The organism is Sporosarcina pasadenensis (assembly GCF_047228845.1).
GTDB lineage: Bacteria > Bacillota > Bacilli > Bacillales_A > Planococcaceae > Sporosarcina.
This window is the reverse complement of the sequence record NZ_JBFEGM010000016.1, coordinates 37974-60999: the sequence shown is the minus strand read 5'-3', so window position 1 is coordinate 60999 and position 23026 is coordinate 37974. Positions and strand designations below refer to the sequence as shown.

General features: G+C 46.4%; 20 protein-coding genes, 1 tRNA gene and 1 pseudogene. 14 read left to right on the top strand and 8 right to left on the bottom strand.

Annotation, left to right across the window (positions count from 1 at the left end):
- Positions 1–208 precede the first annotated feature (208 nt).
- Positions 209–1090 (bottom strand): SDR family oxidoreductase, encoded by an 882-nt coding sequence (locus tag AB1K89_RS16740; protein WP_413055838.1) that lies wholly within the window; start codon positions 1088–1090, stop codon positions 209–211.
- A gap of 125 nt (positions 1091–1215) precedes the next feature.
- Between AB1K89_RS16740 and AB1K89_RS16735 the strand changes: the two genes are divergently transcribed.
- From AB1K89_RS16735 to AB1K89_RS16720, 4 genes are all read left to right on the top strand, one after another.
- Positions 1216–1992: a hypothetical protein gene (locus AB1K89_RS16735; RefSeq protein WP_413055837.1), complete on the top strand. Its 777-nt coding sequence runs from the start codon at positions 1216–1218 to the stop codon at positions 1990–1992.
- Entirely contained in the window at positions 1989–3296 is a 1308-nt protein-coding gene (locus AB1K89_RS16730) for a glycosyltransferase family 2 protein (RefSeq protein ID WP_413055836.1), read from the top strand. Before AB1K89_RS16735 ends, AB1K89_RS16730 begins: the two co-directional genes overlap by 4 nt.
- A gap of 46 nt (positions 3297–3342) precedes the next feature.
- A complete protein-coding gene (pcp, locus tag AB1K89_RS16725; protein WP_413055835.1) occupies positions 3343–3945 on the top strand; it encodes a pyroglutamyl-peptidase I in 603 nt (200 codons plus the stop codon).
- A gap of 126 nt (positions 3946–4071) precedes the next feature.
- Complete coding sequence (locus tag AB1K89_RS16720) at positions 4072–4599, top strand: histidine phosphatase family protein (RefSeq protein WP_413055834.1); 528 nt, start codon at positions 4072–4074, stop codon at positions 4597–4599.
- Positions 4600–4647: 48 nt separating this feature from the next.
- Here AB1K89_RS16720 and AB1K89_RS16715 read toward each other — a convergent pair whose 3' ends face one another.
- Positions 4648–5961, bottom strand: coding sequence for a short-chain fatty acid transporter (locus tag AB1K89_RS16715; RefSeq protein ID WP_252501836.1), 1314 nt, complete (start codon positions 5959–5961; stop codon positions 4648–4650).
- 141 nt (positions 5962–6102) lie between these two features.
- On the opposite strand from AB1K89_RS16715, the gene AB1K89_RS16710 reads away from it, so the two are divergent.
- On the top strand, positions 6103–8259 hold the full coding sequence (locus tag AB1K89_RS16710; protein WP_413055833.1) for a beta-propeller domain-containing protein: 2157 nt from the start codon (positions 6103–6105) through the stop codon (positions 8257–8259).
- A gap of 224 nt (positions 8260–8483) precedes the next feature.
- Here the strand turns inward: AB1K89_RS16710 and AB1K89_RS16705 are convergent, their stop codons facing one another.
- Positions 8484–10133 (bottom strand): sensor domain-containing protein, encoded by a 1650-nt coding sequence (locus tag AB1K89_RS16705; RefSeq protein ID WP_413055832.1) that lies wholly within the window; start codon positions 10131–10133, stop codon positions 8484–8486.
- A 132-nt stretch (positions 10134–10265) separates the two neighbouring features.
- Here AB1K89_RS16705 and AB1K89_RS16700 point away from each other — a divergent pair, with 132 nt between their 5' ends.
- The 3 genes from AB1K89_RS16700 (at position 10266) to AB1K89_RS16690 (ending at position 15225) form a co-directional block, all read left to right on the top strand.
- Positions 10266–11189: a DMT family transporter gene (locus AB1K89_RS16700; RefSeq protein WP_413055831.1), complete on the top strand. Its 924-nt coding sequence runs from the start codon at positions 10266–10268 to the stop codon at positions 11187–11189.
- Positions 11190–11669: 480 nt separating this feature from the next.
- Entirely contained in the window at positions 11670–13415 is a 1746-nt protein-coding gene (locus tag AB1K89_RS16695) for an ABC transporter ATP-binding protein (protein WP_413055830.1), read from the top strand.
- Positions 13396–15225 (top strand): ABC transporter ATP-binding protein, encoded by a 1830-nt coding sequence (locus tag AB1K89_RS16690; RefSeq protein ID WP_413055829.1) that lies wholly within the window; start codon positions 13396–13398, stop codon positions 15223–15225. The genes AB1K89_RS16695 and AB1K89_RS16690 overlap by 20 nt, the downstream gene beginning before the upstream one ends.
- A gap of 67 nt (positions 15226–15292) precedes the next feature.
- Here the strand turns inward: AB1K89_RS16690 and AB1K89_RS16685 are convergent, their stop codons facing one another.
- Positions 15293–15763, bottom strand: a complete 471-nt coding sequence (locus AB1K89_RS16685; protein ID WP_413055828.1) for a YusW family protein — start codon at positions 15761–15763, stop codon at positions 15293–15295.
- A 302-nt stretch (positions 15764–16065) separates the two neighbouring features.
- Positions 16066–17085 (bottom strand): DUF2804 domain-containing protein, encoded by a 1020-nt coding sequence (locus AB1K89_RS16680; RefSeq protein ID WP_489686575.1) that lies wholly within the window; start codon positions 17083–17085, stop codon positions 16066–16068.
- 67 nt (positions 17086–17152) lie between these two features.
- On the opposite strand from AB1K89_RS16680, the gene AB1K89_RS16675 reads away from it, so the two are divergent.
- The 5 genes from AB1K89_RS16675 (at position 17153) to AB1K89_RS16655 (ending at position 19790) form a co-directional block, all read left to right on the top strand.
- Positions 17153–17225, top strand: a tRNA-Ala gene (locus AB1K89_RS16675).
- Between the two features lie 218 nt (positions 17226–17443).
- A complete protein-coding gene (locus tag AB1K89_RS16670; protein WP_413055827.1) occupies positions 17444–17764 on the top strand; it encodes an ArsR/SmtB family transcription factor in 321 nt (106 codons plus the stop codon).
- A gap of 3 nt (positions 17765–17767) precedes the next feature.
- Positions 17768–18160, top strand: coding sequence for an SRPBCC family protein (locus AB1K89_RS16665; protein WP_413055826.1), 393 nt, complete (start codon positions 17768–17770; stop codon positions 18158–18160).
- Complete coding sequence (locus tag AB1K89_RS16660; protein WP_413055825.1) at positions 18161–18868, top strand: FAD-dependent oxidoreductase; 708 nt, start codon at positions 18161–18163, stop codon at positions 18866–18868.
- 139 nt (positions 18869–19007) lie between these two features.
- On the top strand, positions 19008–19790 hold the full coding sequence (locus tag AB1K89_RS16655; RefSeq protein WP_413055839.1) for an alpha/beta fold hydrolase: 783 nt from the start codon (positions 19008–19010) through the stop codon (positions 19788–19790).
- 82 nt (positions 19791–19872) lie between these two features.
- Here the strand turns inward: AB1K89_RS16655 and AB1K89_RS16650 are convergent, their stop codons facing one another.
- A complete protein-coding gene (locus tag AB1K89_RS16650) occupies positions 19873–20838 on the bottom strand; it encodes a c-type cytochrome (protein ID WP_413055824.1) in 966 nt (321 codons plus the stop codon).
- 99 nt (positions 20839–20937) lie between these two features.
- The gene (locus tag AB1K89_RS16645) at positions 20938–21876 is read right to left on the bottom strand and encodes a 3-hydroxyacyl-CoA dehydrogenase family protein (protein WP_413055823.1); all 939 of its coding nucleotides are present in this window, start codon (positions 21874–21876) and stop codon (positions 20938–20940) included.
- Between the two features lie 150 nt (positions 21877–22026).
- Between AB1K89_RS16645 and AB1K89_RS16640 the strand changes: the two are divergent.
- Positions 22027–22509 (top strand): annotated as a pseudogene (locus tag AB1K89_RS16640) (amidase domain-containing protein); the annotation flags it as partial.
- An 84-nt stretch (positions 22510–22593) separates the two neighbouring features.
- Here AB1K89_RS16640 and AB1K89_RS16635 read toward each other — a convergent pair.
- On the bottom strand, positions 22594–22794 hold the full coding sequence (locus AB1K89_RS16635) for a cold-shock protein (protein ID WP_147058293.1): 201 nt from the start codon (positions 22792–22794) through the stop codon (positions 22594–22596).
- Positions 22795–23026 lie beyond the last annotated feature (232 nt).

Sequence of the window (23026 nt, the reverse complement as noted above, 5' to 3'; positions counted from 1 at the left end):
CGCGCTCAAAGAGTCGAGTTCCGCGCTCAAAGAGTCGAGTTCCGCGCTCAAAGAGTCGAGTTCCGCGCTCAAAGAGTCGAGTTCCGCGCTCAAAGAGTCGAGTTCCGCGCTCAAAGAGTCGAGTTCCGCGCTCAAAGAGTCGAGTTCCGCGCTCAAAGAGCCGAGTTCTGCGGCCATAGAGCGGCATTCCGCGCCCCTCATGAATCCATCAAGACCCTACAAAATCGCCGCCATCGACGTGGATTGTCTGCCCCGTCATATAGCTTGAGTCGTTCGAAGCGAGGAAGACGTATGCTGGTGCATTTTCAGCCGGCTGTCCTCGGCGTTTCATCGGTGTATCCGAGCCGTGCTGCGCCACTTTTTGAGCATCGAACGTCGCCGGAATCAATGGCGTCCAGATCGGACCGGGAGCCACTGCGTTGACCCGGATTCCTTTCGAGGCCAAGTTCAAGGCGAGGGAGCGTGTGAATGAAGTGATGGCGCCTTTTGTGGCCGAATAGTCAAGCAATCCTGGCGAGCCGTTGTATGCCGTGACGGAAGACGTGTTGATAATACTGTCGCCTTCCTTCATTTGGGCAAGCGCCGCTTTTGATAAATAAAACAGGCCGAAGAAATTCGTGTCGAACGTTTCGCGCAACTGATCGCTTGAAATTTGGGAGATGTCGTCTTGAGGGAATTGCTTTCCGGCGTTGTTCACGAGAATATTCAGGCTGCCGAATTCTTCGATGACATCGTCGACAAGCTTTTCGCAATTTTCCTCTTCGCTAATGTCGATGCGGAACTTTTTCGCTTTACCGCCATATTGTTCAATGAGCTCGACGGTTTTATTCGCATCGACATCCTCGGCCTCGTCCAAGTAGGCGATTGCCACATTAGCGCCTTCTTTTGCGAATGCGACCGCAACGGCCCGGCCGATTCCACTGTCTCCGCCGGTGATCAGGGCGTTTTTCCCTTTCAATTTGCCGGAGCCTTTATAGTTTTCATCGTCATAGAGGGGAAGCGGGTCCATCTCCGCTTCGATTCCTGGCTGCTGATTTTGTGTCTGAGGCGTCACTTGCTCATCCTTTTTCTCATATTTATCTTCAGTCATTCAGTATTCCTCCTTAAAAAAGTCATCTATTTGGGATATTCCCTGTATGGGTTCTAATAAACTTGAAGGGAACGCTTGGTTTTTCATTTTAGGAAAAGGGAATTACAAGATTGGGAGGTGTGTTTATGGGGAGATCTGCGGTTTGGAGTCAACTGAAAATACCAGTCGCTTCAATGATTTGGCTGTTATCAATGGTCGTCATCGTATTATGTACATACAATGCCGTGCCGCTTGCTGTTTATTCTGCTTTTGGATTGGTTGCCATCCTGTTTTTCATCGGTTCCGATCGATTGGCCTTTTTCTTTTATGTCGTCCTGACGGTAGGGACGGTTTTTCTGTTTCTTTTATTCGCTTTCCGTGATAGCTGGACTCCGGCAGATCAAGGGATGGCAATTGGCGTGCATTTTCTGATCCTCTGCCATTTATTCGCCCTATACAGTTTAGCGAAGTACGTCTATCAGTTCCGAAGTGAAAACTATTTTCTGAGAGAACGAATATTGCGGTTGGAAGGATTTCTGTCGGAAGAGGGTGTGCTCTCACAGGTGGAATTTGAAAAACGGGCGAGTTTCATTTTGTCGACGATGGCGAGGCGGAAGGAAACAGGATATTTCCTGCGGGTCGATCTTTCAGAACTGCCGCGTTCAACGAAGCGGACAGCGGTGGCGTCAGTTGGAAGTCTACTGCATATGTCTGTTAGGCAACATTTTGACATTGTTGGAAAATCCGGAGAGTCCCTAGTAGTGTTGCTGCAAAACACGGATTCCACAGGGGTGGAGACTGTGAAATGCAGAATTGATAAGAGACTAAGGGAAGCTTTTGAGGAGCGGGCGATTGAAAAGATGAGAATGACGACGGAGCGGATTGAAGGCCAGACGGCGGTGCGTGAGGGGGTGCTATCATGAGGAATCGTGCATCTCTACTGCTAATGTTCTTCATTCTGTTCGTTGTATTAATAATAGTAGGCGCAGCTTACAATATCCTTTTCCTGCTGCTTTTTACGACTTCTTTATTCCTTTTGCTCTTGTCCTATTACACATTGTTAATGATTGCCGGCCTTTACAATCGGATGAAAATGGAGAAAATGCCGTTGCCGGAGAGTGAGGACTATCCGGGAGTCGATATTCTCATTCCTGCCCATAACGAAGGCGTTGTCATTAAAGAGACGATTGAAGCAATGGTTGGTCTTGAATACCGAGGCGATTTGCAAATATACATATTGAACGACCACTCAACAGATGAAACGGCTGAAATCGCTCAAGTTTTTGACGATACGTATACGAATGTGCACCATATACAAGTACCGCCGGGCGAGCCCCGAGGCAAATCGAGGGTGTTGAACTATGGGTTGAGTATATCGGGGAATAAATATTATTGCGTGTATGATGCAGACAATCAGCCTGAACCTGACGCGCTCACCAAATTGGTGGCGATGGCGGAAGTAACGAAGCAATCGGCGGGAGCGGTCGGTTATGTAAGAACGTTGAATGAATCTACAAATTGGCTGACACGGATGATTTCCATCGAGTTTCAAGTGTTTCAATTGCTCATGCAATCAGGGAGGTGGCAATTATTCAAGACGGGTTCTTTGACGGGGACGAATATGCTTGTCAAACGGTCCGTCATCGAAGAACTCGGCGGTTACGATCCATACGCGATTGCCGAGGATGCTGAATTGACGTTGCGCATCACTCAAAAGGGATATTTATTACCGATCGTCCCGAACTCTGTCACATGGGAACAAGAGCCGGAAACGCTCTCCGTCTACTTGAAGCAACGGACACGGTGGCTACAGGGCAATCTGTACATTGTCGAAAAGACGTTGATGGAGCCGGGATTTTTTAAGGGGAAGTTGCTCGTCCACTCCATTCATCAGCTTATGGTATATGTGATTTTTTGGCTGTTCCTCATCGTCTCCTATGTGTGGTTCATTCTAGGGATTTTTGATATTTTTTCTGTACACTACAGTTATCCGTTGTTGTTCATTTGGTATCTTTCTTATATCGTTTATACGTCCCAGCTGTTTGCTGCCCAAGCTGCAGAGCGGACGTTCACGCCTATCAATATTTTCATTAGCATCATCATGTACTTTACGTACGCCCAACTATTTTCGTATTTGTTCGTTCGGAGTCTTGTCCGTTACGTGAAAGCGAAGAAAAAACGGCAAATGATCGGTTGGGACAAAACCGCACGATTTAAATCAAAATGATTTCCTTTATATTCCGTTATAATATGGAATGAAGGGGGAGAATAGTATGAAAACATTGCTGTTAACCGGCTTTGAGCCATTCTTGAATTATCCTGTCAATCCGACCCAACGGATTGTCGATGAATTGAACGGGATGGAAATCGGGGGATACCGAATCCATAGTGAAGTGCTGCCCGTCGATTTCAGCGTATCGGGAGACCGTGTCATTTCCCATATTGAAAACGTCAAACCCGATGCTGTTCTATCTCTTGGATTATCCGGGGGGCGATTCAAAATTACACCTGAACGGATCGCCATTAATGTGAACGACGGCGCAAAGGATAATAAGGGCCATGCCCCTGTCGATGAGCCGATTGTTGAGAGAGGAGCGGACGGCTATTTCACGAATATGCCAATCCGGAAAATGGTCGAAGCGTTGAAGCATGCCGGACTGCCCGCTGAAATCTCCAATACGGCTGGCGCCTATTTGTGCAACCACGTCATGTACCGTGTTCTTCATGTTGTCAATGAACATCGTCCTGACATGCTCGCGGGTTTCATCCACATCCCAGCTTCCCACGAACTGGCGGTTGAGCACGGGCGAGTGCCAAGCTGGTCTCATGAAGATTTGAAACGGGCGATCGTGACGTGTATTGAAGTGCTAGATTGAAAGAAAACTGCTGGGAGTCGATCTTCCAGCAGTTTTTATGATTTTTGTAATTAAGCGAGTGCTCAATTAATTGCACAAGTGCTCCTATATAAAACAAGGGTTACGAGGTTAAAGGGGGAAAGATTAATGATCTATGTAATTCGGCATGGACAGACAGACTTAAATAAGGAAAGAAGGCTCCAAGGGAGAAGGGGATTGCCATTAAATGAAATGGGGATTAAACAAGCAAGGAACGTAAGAGAGGAGCTTCAGTCAATTCAATTCGATATTATTCTTTCGTCTCCTCAAGAGAGGGCTGTTCAAACTGCAGAAATTGTGACTGGGGAAACGGCAATGGTTGATACGAGACTTGATGTGTTCGACTTAGGGGAAGCGGACGGATTGAAGACGGGTGAAGTTAAGATGGCTGGACTCATTCCCGATCCAAATGTTTACAACGGAGTTGAAGGTGCCGAAAGCTTTGTGAAGAGAGTGTTTGAATTCATGAGTGAACTTGAAAATGACTATAGGTACAAAAACATGAATATTTTAATATCCGGACATAGATGCACGACTGGTTGCATTGGTGCGTATTTTAAAGGGCTTCCGGATGATGGGAATATTTTAAAATTCTCTTCAGACAATGGAAATTATAAAAAATATGATTTTAAATAGAACAACATCCGAAATCGTCATGAAGGCGATTCGGATGTTGTTGTTTGATTAAAAGAAAAACAGCCCGATACTTACGATAATACCGCTCAAAATTAAGACAAACACACAATAGCCCATAATGTCCTTCGCGCGCAATCCTGCAATCGCTAGCGCAGGCAATGCCCAGAACGGCTGGATCATATTTGTCCATGCGTCGCCCCATGCGATTGCCATTGCGGTCTTCGAATAGCTGACGCCAAGCGTTTGAGCTGCATCCAGCATGATCGGTGCTTGCACTGCCCATTGCCCGCCGCCCGACGGTACGAAGAAGTTAACGAGACCCGCAGCGTAGAACGTGAAGAGTGGGAAAGTGGCTTCAGTAGAAATGCTGACGAACCATTCGGACATGACGCCCGCTAGTCCTGAAGCTACCATCATGCCCATGATGCCTGCGTAAAACGGGAACTGGATGATAATTCCGCCCGCTGTCTTCACGGCATTGGCAACTGCCGCAAGGAAACGCTTTGGCGTGCCGTGGAAAATGATACCGAGAATAAAGAAAATCAAGTTGACGATATTCAGATTCAAATCGAATCCTTTGCCGACGAAGTGCTGCACAAGATAGACAACACCTAGCGCACCGATCAGCATCGAAAGGACAACGCTGTTTTCAAGTCGTGCTGCAGGCGTTTTTTCTTCAGCCTCATCCACTTCGATTTCCTCTTCCAGCAATTTCGGATCGACAGAAACCGTATCCTCCGGCTTTGGCATCATGAAACGGTTCAACAACGGTAACGTTATGAAAAGGATAGCGATAATGAATAAATTATACGTTGAAAAAATCGTTTCGGACGTCGGGACGACACCCATGATGCCAGAGAATGGGTGATCTGCCGTTGCAATGGACAAAGGAATCGACCCACCGAGCCCTCCATGCCAAATGATAAATCCGGAGTATGCGCTTGCAATTAATAGCCGGTAATCGACAGTCGTCACTTTTTTGGCAATTTCCTTAGCGAACAACGCTCCGATGACGAGGCCGAATCCCCAGTTGATCCAACAAGCGATGAGCGACACGACCGTGACGAGCAAAATCGCGGAGCCTGGAGACTTCGCCAATCCCGCCAACGAACTTAATAATTTCTTGAAAAAAGGACTGCTTGCCAATACATGTCCCGCTACGAGAACGATGACCATTTGCATCGTAAAGGAGAGAAGCCCCCAGAATCCATCCCCCCAGTGGACGACCATGTCGAGTGGACCTGAATCCGTTAAGCCAAGACCGAGCAAGTAGACGAGCAAAGTCAGAATGGCGACGAATATGTATGGATCCGGCAAGTACCTTTCCATGATCGTGTTCGACCATCTTGTAAGTGTTTTCATTCCCTATACCCCCTATAATATTTTTCCCACCTCTATAAGACTACCATATTCGAAATCATCCGCAAAAATGTTTTTTCCGAAAAGTGAAACGTAATTGTATTCTACAAGTCTACTTTGTAAAGAAGCAGATAAGGAAAGGTGATGAACTTGAAAAAAACGGTTATTTGGTTTGGCGTCGCTATGATCATGGTTATGGTCGTTACGGGTGTCGTAATGTTCATGGAGAAGGTGAATGTTTTCGCGACGGGTACGGCACTCAGTGACAACGGGTGGAAGGCGCATTTCTCTGAGCCTTTGGCGAAGGAAGCCATTACGAAAGGGTATGTATATGTGACCGATCGGGACGGGGAGAAGGTCGAGGCGGAATTGGTATTGACGGATAAAGGCCGAACATTGCAAGTGGAAGGGCTGCAGCCGGGCAACTATACGTTGCGAATGGAGCAAAAAGCGGTGAATAGCCAATTTAAATCACTTAAGCGCAAAAAAGTCGATTTCATAGTCTATGATTCCATCGAATCTATCAGCTCCGCCGCAGATTTGAAGTTGTATTTTGAGAGAGCGAAGGATATACAGTCTGTATCGGTGAGCGAAGACATGGAGGAATCTTCGGATAAGGGTTCCATGGAAAGTGCTAAAGCCGAATCATCGGATGCAGTAGGCGGAGGCGATCATTCATCGACGAATATCCAAGTGGAAGGGGTCGATGAATCGGATATGGTAAAAACGGATGGCGATTATGTATACTCCGTATTCGGAGGGACATCCGTGAAAGTCATCGATATCCGGAATCCGAAAAAGATGAAAGTCGCTGCAGAAATTAAACCGAATGACGACTATTATCCGACACAGCTCTTTTTACATGACGACTTGCTGATCGTTCTCGGGGATAAAATGGTGCGCTATCCGAAGAGGTCGGCTTCCCAGGCGGAAATCATGCCGATGAACAGCTTGACGACTGTCCGTCTGTACAATATTGAGAAGCCTGAAAAGCCAGTGTTAATACGCGAAATCGGCGTGGAAGGCTATTTAAAAAGCGCACGAAAAACGGATGGGATGCTTTATCTCGTGACGAATGTGCATCCATACCTTTGGGCGATGGAAGAAATCGAAGGCGACGCATTGCGTCCTCGGATCTTTGATTCGAATGAAAAAGAAAAGGAATTCATGGAATTCAAGGACATCTCGATTTTGCCCGGCGCGATGGATCCTTCCTATTCCGTCATCGCAGCAATCGACTTGACGTCGCCGAAAACTTCACAGCTTGAAACGAAAGGGTTTCTCGGAAGCAGCGATCAGATGTACATGACGAAGAACCATTTGTATTTGACAGCATTGAAATATGGAACGAGCACGAATTCCCGCGGGGCCGAGATCATGATTTGGAATCCTGGAAAAGCGGATACGGAAATCTTCAAGTTCAAGCTGGACGGCACGAATGTGGAGTTTCACCGCTCGGCGGAGTTGGGTGGCACGATTTTGAACCAATTTTCAATGGATGAATACAAAGGGAATTTCCGGGTCGTCATGACGGAAGGGAATATGTGGGACGAGAGAAACCCTTCGAAAAACCATCTTTACATTTTGAACGAAAACATGGAGACGACTGGTTCAGTGAAAGGCCTTGCGAAAGGGGAGCGCATCTATTCGGCGAGGTTCATGGGGGATAAAGCGTATATGGTGACGTTCCGGGAGACAGACCCGCTTTTCGTCATCGATGTTGCAGATCCGGTGAATCCGAAAGTGTTGGGCGAATTGAAAATACCGGGCTTCTCGAATTATTTGCACCCATTAGACGAAAATCATTTGATCGGTTTCGGATATGAAACGTCCGCGCAGAAAAATCCGTCGGGTGGCGAGCCGTTGATCCTGACAAAAGGGATGAAAATCTCACTGTTCGATGTAACCGACTTTCATAATCCGAAAGAGAAGTTTACGGAAATCATTGGAGGGCGGGGAACGTATTCACCTCTTCAATATGACCATAAAGCGCTGCTTCAGCACAAAAAGAAAAATCTCTTCAGCTTCCCTGTGAGCATTTATGAAGAAGGGGCCAAGGAGTTCGAGATCGACTATAAAGGTGCTGGTGCATTGGTATATGAAATTACACCTGACCGCGGAATCGTGCTGAAGGGCGATTTGGTGCAAAAGAAAGCATCTGGCCAGCAATACGAAGAGTGGGAAACACAGGTCCAACGGTTGGTGTATAGCGGCGAAAGCTTGTTTACATTATCCATGGGCGAAGTCAAAAGCTATTCACTCGATACCTTTAAGGAAATTAGCAAGTTACAGATGAAATGATAGGGAAGCAGAGGGCGTGCGTATGGCGTCCTCTGCTTTTATGCGTAATTATTGGGTTTTATGCACATTTGCTGAGATTTATGCGTAATTGGTGGACTTTATGCGTAATTGAAGCGGTTTATGCGTATCTGCAACGATTTATGCGCGTTTCAACCAGTTTATGCGTTTTTGGAGCACTTTTCATTCCCTAAAAAAAACGGAGCGCGCTTTAGCGGCTCCATTTTTTATGCAATCTCATTTCCTTTTACTGGACCTCCGATATAATAGCCTTGTACGGCATCGACGCCCATTTCCTTCAATGCTTCGAACTGCTCCTCGGTTTCTACACCTTCTGCAATGACATACAGCCCCATCGATTTGCCGAGAAGGATCATTCCCTCGACGAGCTGCCTCGTTTTCGGCATCGTGAGCAATGATTTGATGAACACTTTATCGATTTTCACTTTTGAAATCGGCAATTGCTGGATGTAACGGAAGGAGGCGTACCCCGTGCCGAAATCATCGAGGGTGAATCGGATGCCCGCCTCTTCAAACGCTTTCATTTGTTGGACGATTGCGTGCTCCTGCTCAGCTTGGAAAGCAAACTTTTCAGTAATTTCCAATTCGAGTTTGTCCGCTGGGCACTTCGTCCTTTCCAAAATGCCTGTCAGTTTTTCTTTCATTTGTGAAGAGTTGCCGAACTCCCGCACTGATGAATTGACGGAAATGCGGATATCTGGCTTATCGGCCATCAGCTTCACAGCAAGCGTAGCTGCTTCTTCAATAACGTAGGCCCCGATCGCATGAATCAAGCCGTTTTCTTCCGCAATCGGAATCAGTTCATCCGGCTGGATATGACCGATTTCCTCGTCCTCCCAACGGACAAGCGCTTCGTACACGAGAACCTTCCCTGTTGCAATATCCAATTGTGGCTGATAGACTACCTGCAAATTGTGATGGTCGAGCGCTGTCAGCATTTTCTTGTCGATGAGGGAACGGCGGTTCAACACTTTATGGGACTCGGCGGATAATGAGGAAATTCGTCCTCCGCCTGTCTCGGTAATCGTCTTCGTCGCTGCCAATGCTGCTTTGTATAGATGTGAATAGGAGGATTGATCTTCCGGGAAGCGCACGATGCCGCCACTTACAGATAACGGCAGTGAGTGGTTTTCAACGTAGATCGGCTGCTCTTTCAAAAATTCCAGGAATCCTTGGACGAACCAATCTCCGAAGGACGTCAACACGACAAATTGGCTTACGCCGACCCTTGCGATCGGATCCCCTTGGAAAAACCGTTTCAGCCGGTTCGTAAATTCATGGATCAAAACCGATTCCGAATCATACGACTGGAGATCTTTCAGTGTATAATAGTGATCGATTGCTATGTAGACGAACGAAAAATGCCTATTCTCTTCGATATATTCATTGACCAACGTCTCTAATTTGTGCCGGCTCATCAGTCCGGTTTCGAAATCGATGAAGGCGATTTGTTGGAGCTTCTCCTTCAGTTTAATTTCTTCAGTAATATCGAGCTCTAAAAATGTGCAGGACTCGAGTGATCCTTCTTCGTCCATTACTGGGGTCGCCAACATTTGAACGAAATAGGGTTCACCGTGCCGGGTCATTTTTTCGACTTTGCCGAACCAGGATTTTCCGTTCGACAAACGGTTCCATATTGCATGAGCCTGCGCCTGGTTATGTTCATTCTCGGAAAACATTTGCCAAAAAGATTTTCCGAGAATACGTTTTGGTGTCCAATTGCTTGAAGCTAAGAAGTTGTGATTCGTATAAGTGATCAAGCCTTCACCATCCGTACGGGTCACCATTAAGAACTCTACAAGACTGTCCATGACAAGCGGCAGTTCAGTTCTATTTGTTTGGTTTGCCGATTTCATCTTTTAGTCCCCTTTCGGATGTCATATGTATTTTATTATATAGGAAGTTCAGTAAATATACAGTACATCTTTTATGACGGAAAGAGCACATCTACAATTTTACTAGACAACAAGAATAGGAGGTGGAGTGATGTGAATAGAGCAAAAGGAATTTTCATGATCATAACGGGAGCGATGTTATGGGGGGCGACCGGGCCGATGATGGAGTGGATTTTTGATACAGGCAAAATGTCCGTCTCCTTCATGCTCATCATCCGGCTGCTCCTTGCCGGGCTGGTGCTCCTTCTCATTTTGAAACTGAAAGGCGTGCACATCACACGCCCGCTTCGCCATAAAGTATGGCTACGTCAAATGTGCATCTTTGGTGTCATCGGAATGCTCGGTGTCCAATTTACGTTCGCGGGCTCCATCCATACGAGCAACGCCGTTATCGCGACGCTGTTTCAGTTCCTAGCGCCGATTTATATCATCCTTTTCGTGTCGATCAGGCAAAAGGCACGCCCGCCCGCAGCCCAAGTGATTGGAATGACCGTCACGATGGCGGGCCTATTCCTCCTTCTGACGAACGGGACGCTCTCCGGCTTCGCCTTGACGAAGGAGGCGCTTTTCTTCGGTTTGGCGGTAGGATTCACATTCGCATTTTACACATTGTATCCTGTCAGGCTCATGAATGAATGGGGGGTACTCCTCTCTGTCGGATGGGGGATGCTCATCGGGGGCTTTACACTCCTCGTCTTGAACATCTTGAACTTCGGCAAAGAACTCGATGCGCTCAGAGACATGAACTTATCCCTCATGCTCTTGCTCGTCATCGTCGTTGGGACTGTTGCATTCCTTCTATTCCTCGGCAGCATGAAATACATATCGCCGGTTGAAACAAGCATCCTCTCAAGTTTCGAACCGTTGACGGCGATGATCATTTCCGTCCTCTGGTTCGGCAGCATCTTAGGCTTATGGCAAATGGTCGGTGGGGCGATCATGCTCCTCGGCGTTACGGGCCTTTCAGTGGCGGGAAGCAAGACGAAAGAAGTAGAGGGGATTACTCCGGAACCTTGAAGAGGGTTCCGGCTCAGCCTGTTGACAAACGCTCGCATCCGTTGTTGCTCGTGTCGCTCGTCCGCTCATGAACCTTAGTTCTATTCGCGTCTTCGCGCCACTTCGCGCCTAGGCTGACAAGCGTTTTCAATCAGGCTGAGGAAATCACAATGCATCATGGCTTTCCCAAATAAAGATTTGTTTACACTCTGTACCGGAATCCTGAAGAGGGTTCCGGTTTTATTAATAAATAATGAGGGCATCTAATTGAAAGAGAACTTTATTCGAAGGAACGAGAACTTTCGGGTGAAGAATGAGAACTTTATTTGAAGGAACGCGAACTCCGAATGTCCTGTTAATAAAGTTCGTAGTCTTAAGACTTCTGATGTCTGAACATCCGAACTAATCAATATACGCCCTATACAGAAATGCCTACCTGTGTCATAATAGTGACAATAAAAATAATTCGTAATGCGAAAGAGTTTTTGGGGGTCCGGTAAGATGAAGACTGTTTTTTCATATGCAAAGCCGTATAAATGGCCGATACTCATTGCCTTGTTCCTCATGCTGACGGAGCTGATGGTAGAGTTGATCCAGCCATTATTGATAGCGAAAATCATCGACGACGGCATATTGGCGAAAGATGTCGGCGTCGTTTGGACATGGGGGAGCGTCATGATGGGTCTGGCGTTCGTCGCATTCTTTTCCGGGGCGATCAATTCCTACTTTGCCGCCCATGCCGCGCAAGGTTTTGCGTTTGATTTGCGCCAGGCTTTATTCCGCCAAGTGCAGTCATTCTCCATGGCCACCTTTTTACGATTCCCGACAGCGGGATTGATCACGCGGTTGACGAGCGATGTGACGATGGCGCAAAACGTCCTGTTCATGTCGCTGCGGATCATGATGCGTGCGCCATTGCTTGTGATCGGCAGCTTGATCATGGCATTTCTCGTCAATGTGAAACTCGCGCTATACCTCGTTATCGGAGCACCGGTCCTGCTCATCTTTCTCTTCATCATGGCAAGAAAAGGGGTCGGCTACTTTTCAAAGGTGCAACACAGGCTCGACCGGGTGAACCGCGTCATCCAGGAAAACTTGCAGGCGGTCCGTCTCATCAAAGCGTATTTGCGCGGCATGTACGAAGCAAGCAGGTTTTCAAAAGTTGCCGGGGCGCTCCGGAAAGATACCGTCAAAGCGATGCGGATGATGGAGCTCATTTTGCCCGTCCTCCTGTTCATTATGAACGTCAGCTTGATGGCGGTCCTTTGGTTCGGTGCCATCGAAATCGGCAATGGTGACGCGCAAGTCGGGGAGCTTGTTGCGATTGTCAACTATGCGATGCGGATGACGGGTGCGTTTTCAATGTTTGCATTCATCATTAGTGCATTCTCCCGCGCGAAGGCATCCTCCGAACGGATGGAGGAAGTGCTGCTCGCGGATGAGGATTTGGAAAGCCACCACGATATGGAAAGCTCGGGTATTGGCAGCCTGGAAGGGGATCTTCGTTTCGAAAACATCTCTTTCCATTATCCAGGAAAGCCGGAACCGATTTTGGACAAAGTGTCCTTCCATGTGGCGCCAGGGGAGAAGCTCGCCATCATGGGGGCGACCGGTTCGGGGAAATCGACGCTTCTCAATCTCATTCCACGCATGTTCGAACCGACAGAAGGAAAAATTTACGTCGGCGGCATCGAAGTGAAGGAGTGGGCGTTGAAAGAGTTGCGCGATACGATCGGGCTCGTCCCGCAGCAATCGATCCTGTTCACGGGATCCATATTGGAAAACCTCTCATGGGGGGACAGTGATGCGGAACCTGACGAGTTGATTGAAGCGGCAATGAAGGCGCAGATCCATGAATCGATCGATTTATTCCCGCAGAAGTATGGAACGCGTGTCGGACAGAAAGGGGTCAACCTGTCCGGCGGGCAAAAACAACGGCTATCGATCGCACGGGCGCTCGTCCGGAAGCCTTCGATCCTCATCCTCGATGACAGTACGAGCGCATTGGATGTCAAAACGGAAAATGCGTTATGGGAGGCGCTGAAAGAGGAAGCGGCAACGATGCTCGTCGTCACGCAAAAAGTGCAGACGGCTAAAGGTGCGGACCAGATCCTCCTATTGGATGAAGGAAAGGTCGTCGGATATGGCACGCATGCCGATCTCATGAAGCAATCGGCATTGTACCGGAAAATAGCCGAATCCCAATCGGAAGAGGAGGTGGCTGCCGATGTTGCGAACAATTCGTAAGCCGTTCGGATATGAACCGATCATCAAGAAAGAGGATATTAAAGGTCCGGGAAAAAAGAAAGTGGAGCGGGCGAATGATTGGAAATCGGTGCTCCTTAGAATTTGGAAGCTTGTCGATGAACAGCGGGGACTGCTTATCCTCGTGCTTGCTCTCGTACTCGTCAGCTCGGCTCTTGCATTGCTCGGTCCATTCCTAATCGGAAAAATCATTGATACGCATATCATTCCGATGGAGTTCGATGGGTTAGGAGTGAAGATCGGTACGCTAATCGCCATTTACGCAGGACTATCGCTTGCCCTATATTTCCAAAGCTTCTGGATGGTCGGGATTGCACAGCAGACAATCTTCAGGTTGAGGACAAGTCTGTTTTCACATCTTCAGAAGCTGCCTGTCACGTTTTTTGACAAGAGGCAGCACGGCGAATTGATGAGCCGTGTGACGAATGACATCGAAAACGTTAGCCAGACGCTCAATTCGTCTTTCATCCAAGTGTTCTCGAGTATTTTGACATTGTCAGGGACGCTCGCGGTCATGCTGTACCTCAGCCCGATTTTGACATTGCTGACGATGGTCATCGTCCCGGTCATGTTCATCGCCATTCGGTGGATCACCCGCCGGACGGGATTGCTGTTCAAGGAGCAGCAGCAGGCGGTCGGCCAATTGAATGGGATGATCGAAGAAACGATTTCGGGACAGCGCATTATCAAAGCGTTCTCACAGGAAGAGCGCGTCATGGAGGAATTCGCGGAGAAGAGTGATCGACTGCGACGGACGGGGTTCTGGGCGTTGACGTATTCAGGTTTCATTCCAAAAGTGATGAATATGTTGAACAACGCGGCGTTCGCCATCGTTGCGGGGGTCGGTGGATTGCTTGCGCTGAAAGGGGACGGAATCGTCACGATTGGTACGATCGTCATCTTTTCTGAGTACGCGCGCCAATTCACGAGGCCGCTTAATGATCTATCCAACCAATTCAATACGGTCCTTTCGGCAATCGCCGGAGCGGAACGGGTATTTAAAATTATGAATGAACCAATCGAGCAGGACGATGCGGTCGGGCACGTGGATACCGTCTTAGCGGGGGACGTAGAGTTCAGGAATGTGTCGTTCGGCTATTCGGTCGACACGGATGGCTATACGGTCGAAGATATTTCATTCCACGTCAAGCCTGGCGAGACGGCTGCATTCGTCGGAGCGACAGGGGCAGGGAAGACGACGATCATGCAACTCCTAGCCCGCTTCTACGAGGCGAATGAAGGGCAGATCCTCATCGACGGAATACCAATCAAGGAACTGCCGCGACAAACATTGCGGAGTCAGATGGCATTCGTCCTCCAAGATCCGTTTTTATTCGAGGCGACCGTCATGGAAAACATCCGGTACGGCAAGCTCGACGCCACAGACGAAGAAGTGATCGAGGCTGCGAAAAAGGCGAATGCCCACAGTTTCATCTCAAGGCTCGAAAACGGATACGACACTGTCTTGACAGCGGATGGCGGCGAAATTTCCCAAGGGCAGAAACAATTGCTTTCGATTGCAAGGGCGCTCGTCGCGGACCCTGTATTGCTATTGCTCGACGAGGCGACAAGCAGCATCGACACCGTCACGGAGCTTGAAATCCAGGAAGCGCTTGACCGGTTGATGGAAGGGAGGACGAGCTTCGTCATCGCCCACAGGTTGAATACGGTGCGAAAAGCCGACACCGTCTATGTCATGGGGCAAGGGAAGCTCATCGAATCAGGTAGCCAAAAGGAATTGATCGAACAACAAGGGGTTTATTATACGATGTTGAAGGATTCGAAGATTTAAGCACGAAAAAACAGGCGGAGAGTTCACTCTTCGCCTGTTGCAATTGAAAACCCGAGCGTATTCGGAATTATTTTCGATCTTCAATATCGAGCCTCGTACCATCATCATAGTCGATTTCCAAATCGAATTTCGTGTACGTATCGAGTCCGAACCACTCCATAATATTATCCATGACGTCCTTTTCCGACATACTCTTTTTCGGCACGAATTTCATGAAAAACGGATCCAGTTTATTGAAAGCTTCCTGATCCCTTAAATTCAAGCCCGCCAACTTATTCACATACTTGGCTTCATGATTTTTCGCTACTTCATACTCCACGTCGATGACATCTTTCCCGTCGACTTCTATTTCCAAATCGAACTTATTGAAGCCATACCCGTCCCCTGTATTCAACGTGCCGCCTTCCTTTTCCTTTTCATAAACAATCGTCGCATCTTCCCGCCTAGGATCATCTGCATTCTTGCTCGCATTTCCGCACGCGCCCAATACGAGCACGGTAACTAATAAGAGCATGATGACCTTCACATTGTTCCTCATGATCGCAAACCTCCTGTTGTTGTCTTCTACTCAGTAATTTCCTTCTATTGAAGAAATTAAACGCAAACGTCCCCAGAGCTTTTTGGGGGAATCGCGTCAGAGGGTGGAGAAGGAATGGAAACTGTCCGCATTCATTTTTTGAGGGGGGTTGTCATCGAACGGTGATAAACTTGCACGGAGCGGTGATAAAAGTTCATTAAGCGGTGATAAACATGGTGTGAGCGGTGATAAAGAGTGACTAAGCGGTGATAAACATTTTCTATGCCCATAAAAAAACAACCGGCGCTTGCACCGGTTGTTTCCTACCATTTCGCTCGGTGGTCTTCTGCGCAACCGAGCATTTGCCTAATTCTAAGGGTCGAACCGTCATGCAGCTTGACGCGGCCGTTAAAATAGCCGACGAGTTGGTTGACGTTCGTCTGGACGAGCTGCGCATTGGTCTTCGCTACCCGTTCAAAGAAAGGGGAGAACGTCAAGTCAACATGGTCGGAAAACTTTGTCCCGATATGCCAAGGATGCATGAAATTGTCCTTGTCGTACGTGAAGATGACATCTTCATGAACCTTTGTCATGACGCCGTCTACGAATACCGCATTTTCGGTCATGCCCGTGCCGTCCGTCCATTTTCCGCCGAAGTTCAACCCGATCCGTCGTCCGCCTAAACGCTGGGATGCCATCGCCCAATTCCACTCCGCTTCGCGTGGCCAAACACCGCGTACAAAATTCAATACGGAAAAGCTATAATCAGGATTGAAATTATACCGTTTCTCCCCGATTTTCACGAAGCCTGCTGTCGGCAACGTATTGTGCTTAGCCGTGAATTGAAACCGGTCCCGGTTGCGGGGGATGACGACGTTCAAAGAATCGTCCCCATCCGGATGCGTAATATGTAGGTCGGCATGAAGCACTTCATTATCAAAATCGGGTATTGTCACAGATAGATGGGTTTCTCCTTGCATGTGCACAAGCTGGACGGAGATCTGCTCATTAACGAATTTCACGCTCCCGAGCACGTCCTCCGGCATTTTCACTTTCCGCCCAATCGGCAGCACAACCTGCTTCTCATAGAAGCGCTGCGTCTCATAGTTGAGCAAATAGACCGAACAGACAGCCGCATAATCCAAATGGCTGATCGTCGCGGAAAATAGAAGGTCCTCGCCGAAAACACACCAATAATTCCATTTCTTCTTCCGCATGAAATGGCCTTTTAAATTGCTTATAATGAAAGGACGGCGGGCAAATCCGATCGCTTCTGGATTCAACATCCCTTTCGGATCGCACAGAAACACCGTATCCTTCAGTTCTTTTTCAGCATGTTGCAAGGAGATCTCCCCCAATCTATTGTCTTTTTAAAATGACATGTTATAATCTATATTGTATCAGATATACGGGGCATTAGCTCAGCTGGGAGAGTGTCACGCTGGCAGTGTGAAGGTCACCGGTTCGAACCCGGTATGCTCCATCATCAGGAACCTCATCAAATTAACATTTGATGGGGTTTTTTGTTGGTGGAGAATAACAAGGGCCCGAATAACGAATAATAAAACCAAGAACGGAGAAGGTATCAGTTATTGTTTGATATCATCTCCGTTCTTTATTTGTAATTGACAAGACACCATTTAGTGTCGTAATATAAGGACACCAAAAAGTGTCCAATTCATATACAAGGAGGGGAGGATTTTGATTACTACTGACCAAGAGCGCGATGTTTTTGTAGCCATTGCAGATCCTACTAGACGAAAGTTAATACGGTTACTAGCGGCTTCGGATGAGCTTGCGCTTTACGAATTAACTGCTCATTTTCAGATGGGGCGTACTGCGGTTTCTAAACATTTGGCTATTCTTAAAGAGGCTGATTTAGTGAAAAACCGTAAAATTGGTAGAGAAACAAGGTATCGTTTGAACGCAGCCCCCTTACAGGAAGTGAAAGATTGGCTAGCCTTTTACGAGGAATTTTGGACGGAAAGTGCGGCAAAACTAAAGAATATATTGGAGGAATAAATTATGGCGGATTTATCATTGGATTTTCAATTTAAGAGTTCTATCAATAAAGTATGGGATGCGTTAACGCGTTCGGAAACACTTGCCCAATGGGTGATGGAAAATAATTTTAAACCGATTGTAGGATATAAATGTCAGTTTCGAAACGAGGCAATCGGTTTAGTTGTTGAGAGTGAAGTGTTGGAAGTGGACGAGCCTACTAAATTATCGTACACATGGGTCGGTGGGCCGATCAATACGATCGTTACATGGACATTAAAGCAAGAGGGTGAAACAACCTACTTACATCTTGAACACTCCGGATTTGAAGAAGAAAATCGAGCGGCGTTCAATGGTGCGAAATATGGTTGGACAAGTATGGTAGGCGAGTTGAATAAACTGGTAGGGGAAATGTAAATGAGTTTTTTTCAAGATGCAATATCGATTTTCAAAAAGAGGGAACTAACATTCATAGAAAGCTACAAGGAATCAGAAGATGTCTATACGTTTCGATTTGAAAAAGACATAGATTTAACTTGGAAAGCAGGACAACATGGCCTGTTTACGATTACTCATAAGAAAGTAAAAAATGGTATACGACCAATTAGTATAGCATCGGCTCCCACTGAGGATGTAGTTCAATTAACACTTGGTATTAGTGATGCTCCAAGTGATTTCAAAAGGGCGATGTTAGAATTAAAACAGGGCATGAAAATAAGAATGAGTGGGCCGGTAGGGTCGTTTTATTTAAAAGATGACAGTCCTTCCATTCTAATTGCAGGTGGTATTGGAATTACACCATTTCGGTCGATGCTAAAGCAGTTGGAGGCGGAAGGAAATGGAGTTGGACAACAAATACATCTACTTTATATGGATAGCAAAAAGTCATTTGTCTATAAAGATGAACTCGATGAAATTGCAAACAACCCTTTAATAAATGTAACTTACCTTGATTCCAGGAATGACTTATATCAAGAGATAAGTAAGTTGTCCAGCTTATATCAAAAAAATGGCAAATACTATATTGCAGGGTCTAAGTCGATGGTGGAATCTATTTCGGCTCATTTACAAAGCAATGATATTTCAAAAAAGAGTATTAAAAAGGATGTCTTTTTTGGGTACTAATTGCTTTATGATCTACTTGAAGGAACCTTATCATTTGATAGGGTTCTTTTTTGGTTAGTCAATGGTCAGGGCATGGCACATATACATACGTCGATGAATATCTTATGGGCGAAGTCATTATAACTACGGAGGAATCGTTATCGGATATCTTGTGAACGTAGAACCAGGTGTGAATGTGTATGTTGAAGATCTTAACCCGGAAGGCAATAAGACCATTGTTTTTATTCATGGCTGGCCGCTGAGCCATAAACAGTTCGAATATCAGTTTGACGTTCTCCCATCAATGGGGTATCGCTGTATTGGCATTGACTGGAGGGGCTTTGGAAATTCGGATAAACCATTCGGCGGCTATACGTTAGATAGACTGGCCGATGATATCCGTGCTGTTGTTGGAACGCTTCAACTGAAAAATTTTGCGCTTGTGGGGCATTCGACAGGTGGATCCATTGCGATTCGATATATGACTAGATATGGCGGTTACGGGGTATCCCAGCTAGTCCTTGTCGACGCGGCAGCTCCCACAGGCTTTACAGCAGAAACGGCTGATCGATACCTTGCGCAAACGTTAAATGACCGTCCCCAAATGATGCAAGAAGTAATCGATGGTTTTTTCTTTCAGTATATAACTCGCCACTTCTCGGATTGGTTTTTTCAAATGGGAATGCAGGCGGCAGGATGGTCAACCGCTGCGATAATAAAACTATTAAGAGAAGTGAATTTGTATGAAGACCTTCCAAAAATAGTTGACCCGACGTTAATAATTCACGGTATTCATGACAAAGTCATTCCATTTTCACAAGCTAAGGAGCTAAATAAACTCATCCCTAATTCGCAGCTAGTCCCGTTTAAATATAGTGGACATGGTGCTTTTTGGGAAGAACGTGATAAGTTTAACCAGTTATTAACGCAATTCATTCATTAAAAATATTGGTCATCGGCTCGAACCCGGTATGCTCCAAAAAAGTTGCCCTCCACCTTATTGTGAGGGCAATTTTATTCCTATATCATTTATCCTTCCCGAGCACATTCTCCCAATCAATCGTCCCGTTCTTCACTTGTTCGCGAAGCTCCTTCGTCATGACATCCGTCGGGCGATTCCCTTTCGGCCAGTCTTTATCATGGCCATTCCATTCAGGCCGGTCTTGGGAGAGGATGAACGCTGCGAGGTCGGCGGCTTCCTGGTTCGTCAATGAATTCGGTTGGCCGAGCGGCATATTGTTTTTGATGAATCCTGCGTTTTTGGACAAGCGTGCCATACCGGCCCCGTCGTTAAAGGAACCGTCTCCCCAAAGCGCCGGTCCTGCATTCGGTCCAGTGCCTGATCCGTCTGATGCATGACAGGCGACACATGATTGCTGAAACACTCGTTCGCCATTCTCTACGTCAGGAATAGGAACGTCTTTCATATCGTTTTTGCCGAGCCACTCAAGCTCTGCTCCAACCGGAATCCCTTCTGAAATATACGACAAATAAGCGACCATTGCATCGAGGTCCTCGTCGCCTTCTTTAAATGGCTGGCCGTTCATGCTGCGCACCATGCATCCGTTAATGCGATCTTCAAGCGTAAGGACTTTGTCAGCCCTCTCATTGTATTGAGGATAGACGGCTGCAACACCGACAAGAGAAGAGGTGTCTTTATCGAGACCGTCCCCTGCATGGCAGCTTGTACATGATAATTCATTCACAAGATTTTCCCCATCCTCTACTGAAGAAGCCTTTGCGCGTATCGCATTGGACGTATCATTTATCAGCTCTCGTCCTCTTAAAATTGCATCTCCCATTGGACCTTCTGGAACGTCATCAATAGAAGGCGGGTTATACGCAATTTTTCCACCATTCTCTTCTGTCACTGCAGCGGGTCCCTCCTGCATGAGGGATTTATCCGTCTTCAGCTGATTCGCCAATAGGAAGATGACGCCTAGTGATATCAGAAATAGGAATCCAATCGTAAGTACGGTTGATCTGTTCATCTGCCTCCCTCTCTTTCTGTTACTTTATTATCCTTCTACCCTTTGGACCCTTTGGTAAACGGGTGAAGGGGAGGGCTTTGGAAATTCTGATAAATTGTCTCATTTCTTATTTTTAATTGTGGCCAACCTTACAAAGTTTTCATCACGTTCGATAATTCTTCTTCGAACTTCCTCATCTCTTGAGTAGGAGAATATGCCATTACCCGTTTTTGTACCAAGATTTCCGCTTTGAACTTTCTGTTCAATAAAACGAGGGATTTTTTCTTCCTTGGATAGGGTAGGTGCTAGGTTTTCAACTACACTCTTCCATATATCAAGGCCACCAAAATCAGCTGTTTCTAATGGTCCGATGAATGCCCATCTGAATCCAGGACCTGCTGTAATTGCCAAGTCGATATCTTCAGCGTTAGCGATCCCATTGTCCAATAGATAAAATGCTTCTCGCACTAACGCCGCTTGTAGTCGATTGGCGATTAAACCTGGGATGTCTTTTTTCAAAACAACTGGTTTCTTGCCGATGTTGTTCAAGACTTCTACTGTGCGATCTATAATCGTTTGTGAAGTTTCTGGACCTTTTACTATTTCAACGAGCGGAACCAAATGTGCAGGATTGAAAAAATGAGTGATGAGTAATCGGTCCTTCTTTTGAACACCTTCGGATAGTTGCTGTATGGAAAATGTAGAAGTATTGGATGCAATTATCGTATCGTCTTCTATGATTTCCTCTAACTGCTTGAATAAGTCGAATTTAATAGTTAGATTTTCTGAAACTGCTTCTGTGATAAAATTTGTTCCGCTAACTGCTTCTGTTAAATCAGTAGTGATAAAAATTCTGTTTAGTGTATTTTCTTTTTCAGCTGTTGTAATGGAGTTTTCTTGAATTAACATATCCAAGTTATCTGAGATTCTAGTCATAGCCTTCTCTAAAAACTCGGTTTTAATATCAAACATATACACATCATAAACTGCTTGTGCATATAGCTGGGCAATTCCGTGCCCCATCGTACCTGCACCTAAAACTGTAACTTTCTCTGCCATACTATAAACCCCCTAAGTAAGTTTTGTTTATTCTAATTATTATCTCAATTATTGAGCGACGTTGCCACCATTGATGACTACTGCTTATCCTGTAGCATGGCAACTCGCCAATCATCATACGATGGGAACACGGGGGTGTAGAAGTAATTGTATAACCGGGAAGCGGCGGTCAGGTATGCGGATGAATGGTGGAATGGAAGGAATCCAGCCTATCCTTCGTTTGATGTCGACTGTACGAGTTTTATTTCGCAATGTCTGCGCGCTGGCGGGGCGCCGATGCATGGGTACCCGAACCGGGGGCGGGGATGGTGGATGCAAGGGGGGACATGGAGCTTCAGTTGGTCGGTGGCGCATTCGATGCGGTGGTATTTGGCGGGTTCCAAGAAGGGATTGACTGCACGGCAAGTCGCTTCGCCTGAGGAGCTGGATCTCGGTGATGTCATTTGCTATGACTTCCAAGGGGACGGACGGTTTGATCATACGACGATTGTGACGGCGAAGGACGGCTCGATGCCGCTCGTCAATGCCCATACGTATGATGCATATCACCGGACGTGGGACTATAAGGACTCCTATGCATGGAGGGAAAATGCGAAGTATGTTTTCTTTAAAATCAATGATCAGTTCACGTAATTGCCTATCCAGAAGGAGATAATAGTAAAACAAATTTGGGCAAATAAAAAAGACCCTACAAGTAGGGTCTTTTTCGAGCTGTGATTAAGCTTTTTGAACGTTTGTAGCTTGTAGGCCACGTTGTCCTTGCTCAATTTCAAATGTTACACTTTGACCTTCGTCTAAAGATTTGAAACCATCGCTTTGGATTGCTGAGAAATGTACGAATACGTCTTCTCCACCTTCACGCTCGATGAAACCAAAACCTTTTTCTGCGTTGAACCACTTAACTGTACCTTGTTCCATAATTGTTGCCTCCTATGTGCGGATCTCCACACAATATGTTACTATCTTTGCTCAAATACTTTAGACGAATAACAAAATCTTATACTCAATCTGAAAAAGAACAAAAATAATTCTTCTTAAGAATAACAGACCTTAAGTGAAATAGCAAATAGTACGACTTTTATTTAAAATGAAGATATTATAAGTCCTGCCATTCCAACGATTTGGATCGATTTTTCATTAAATAAATATG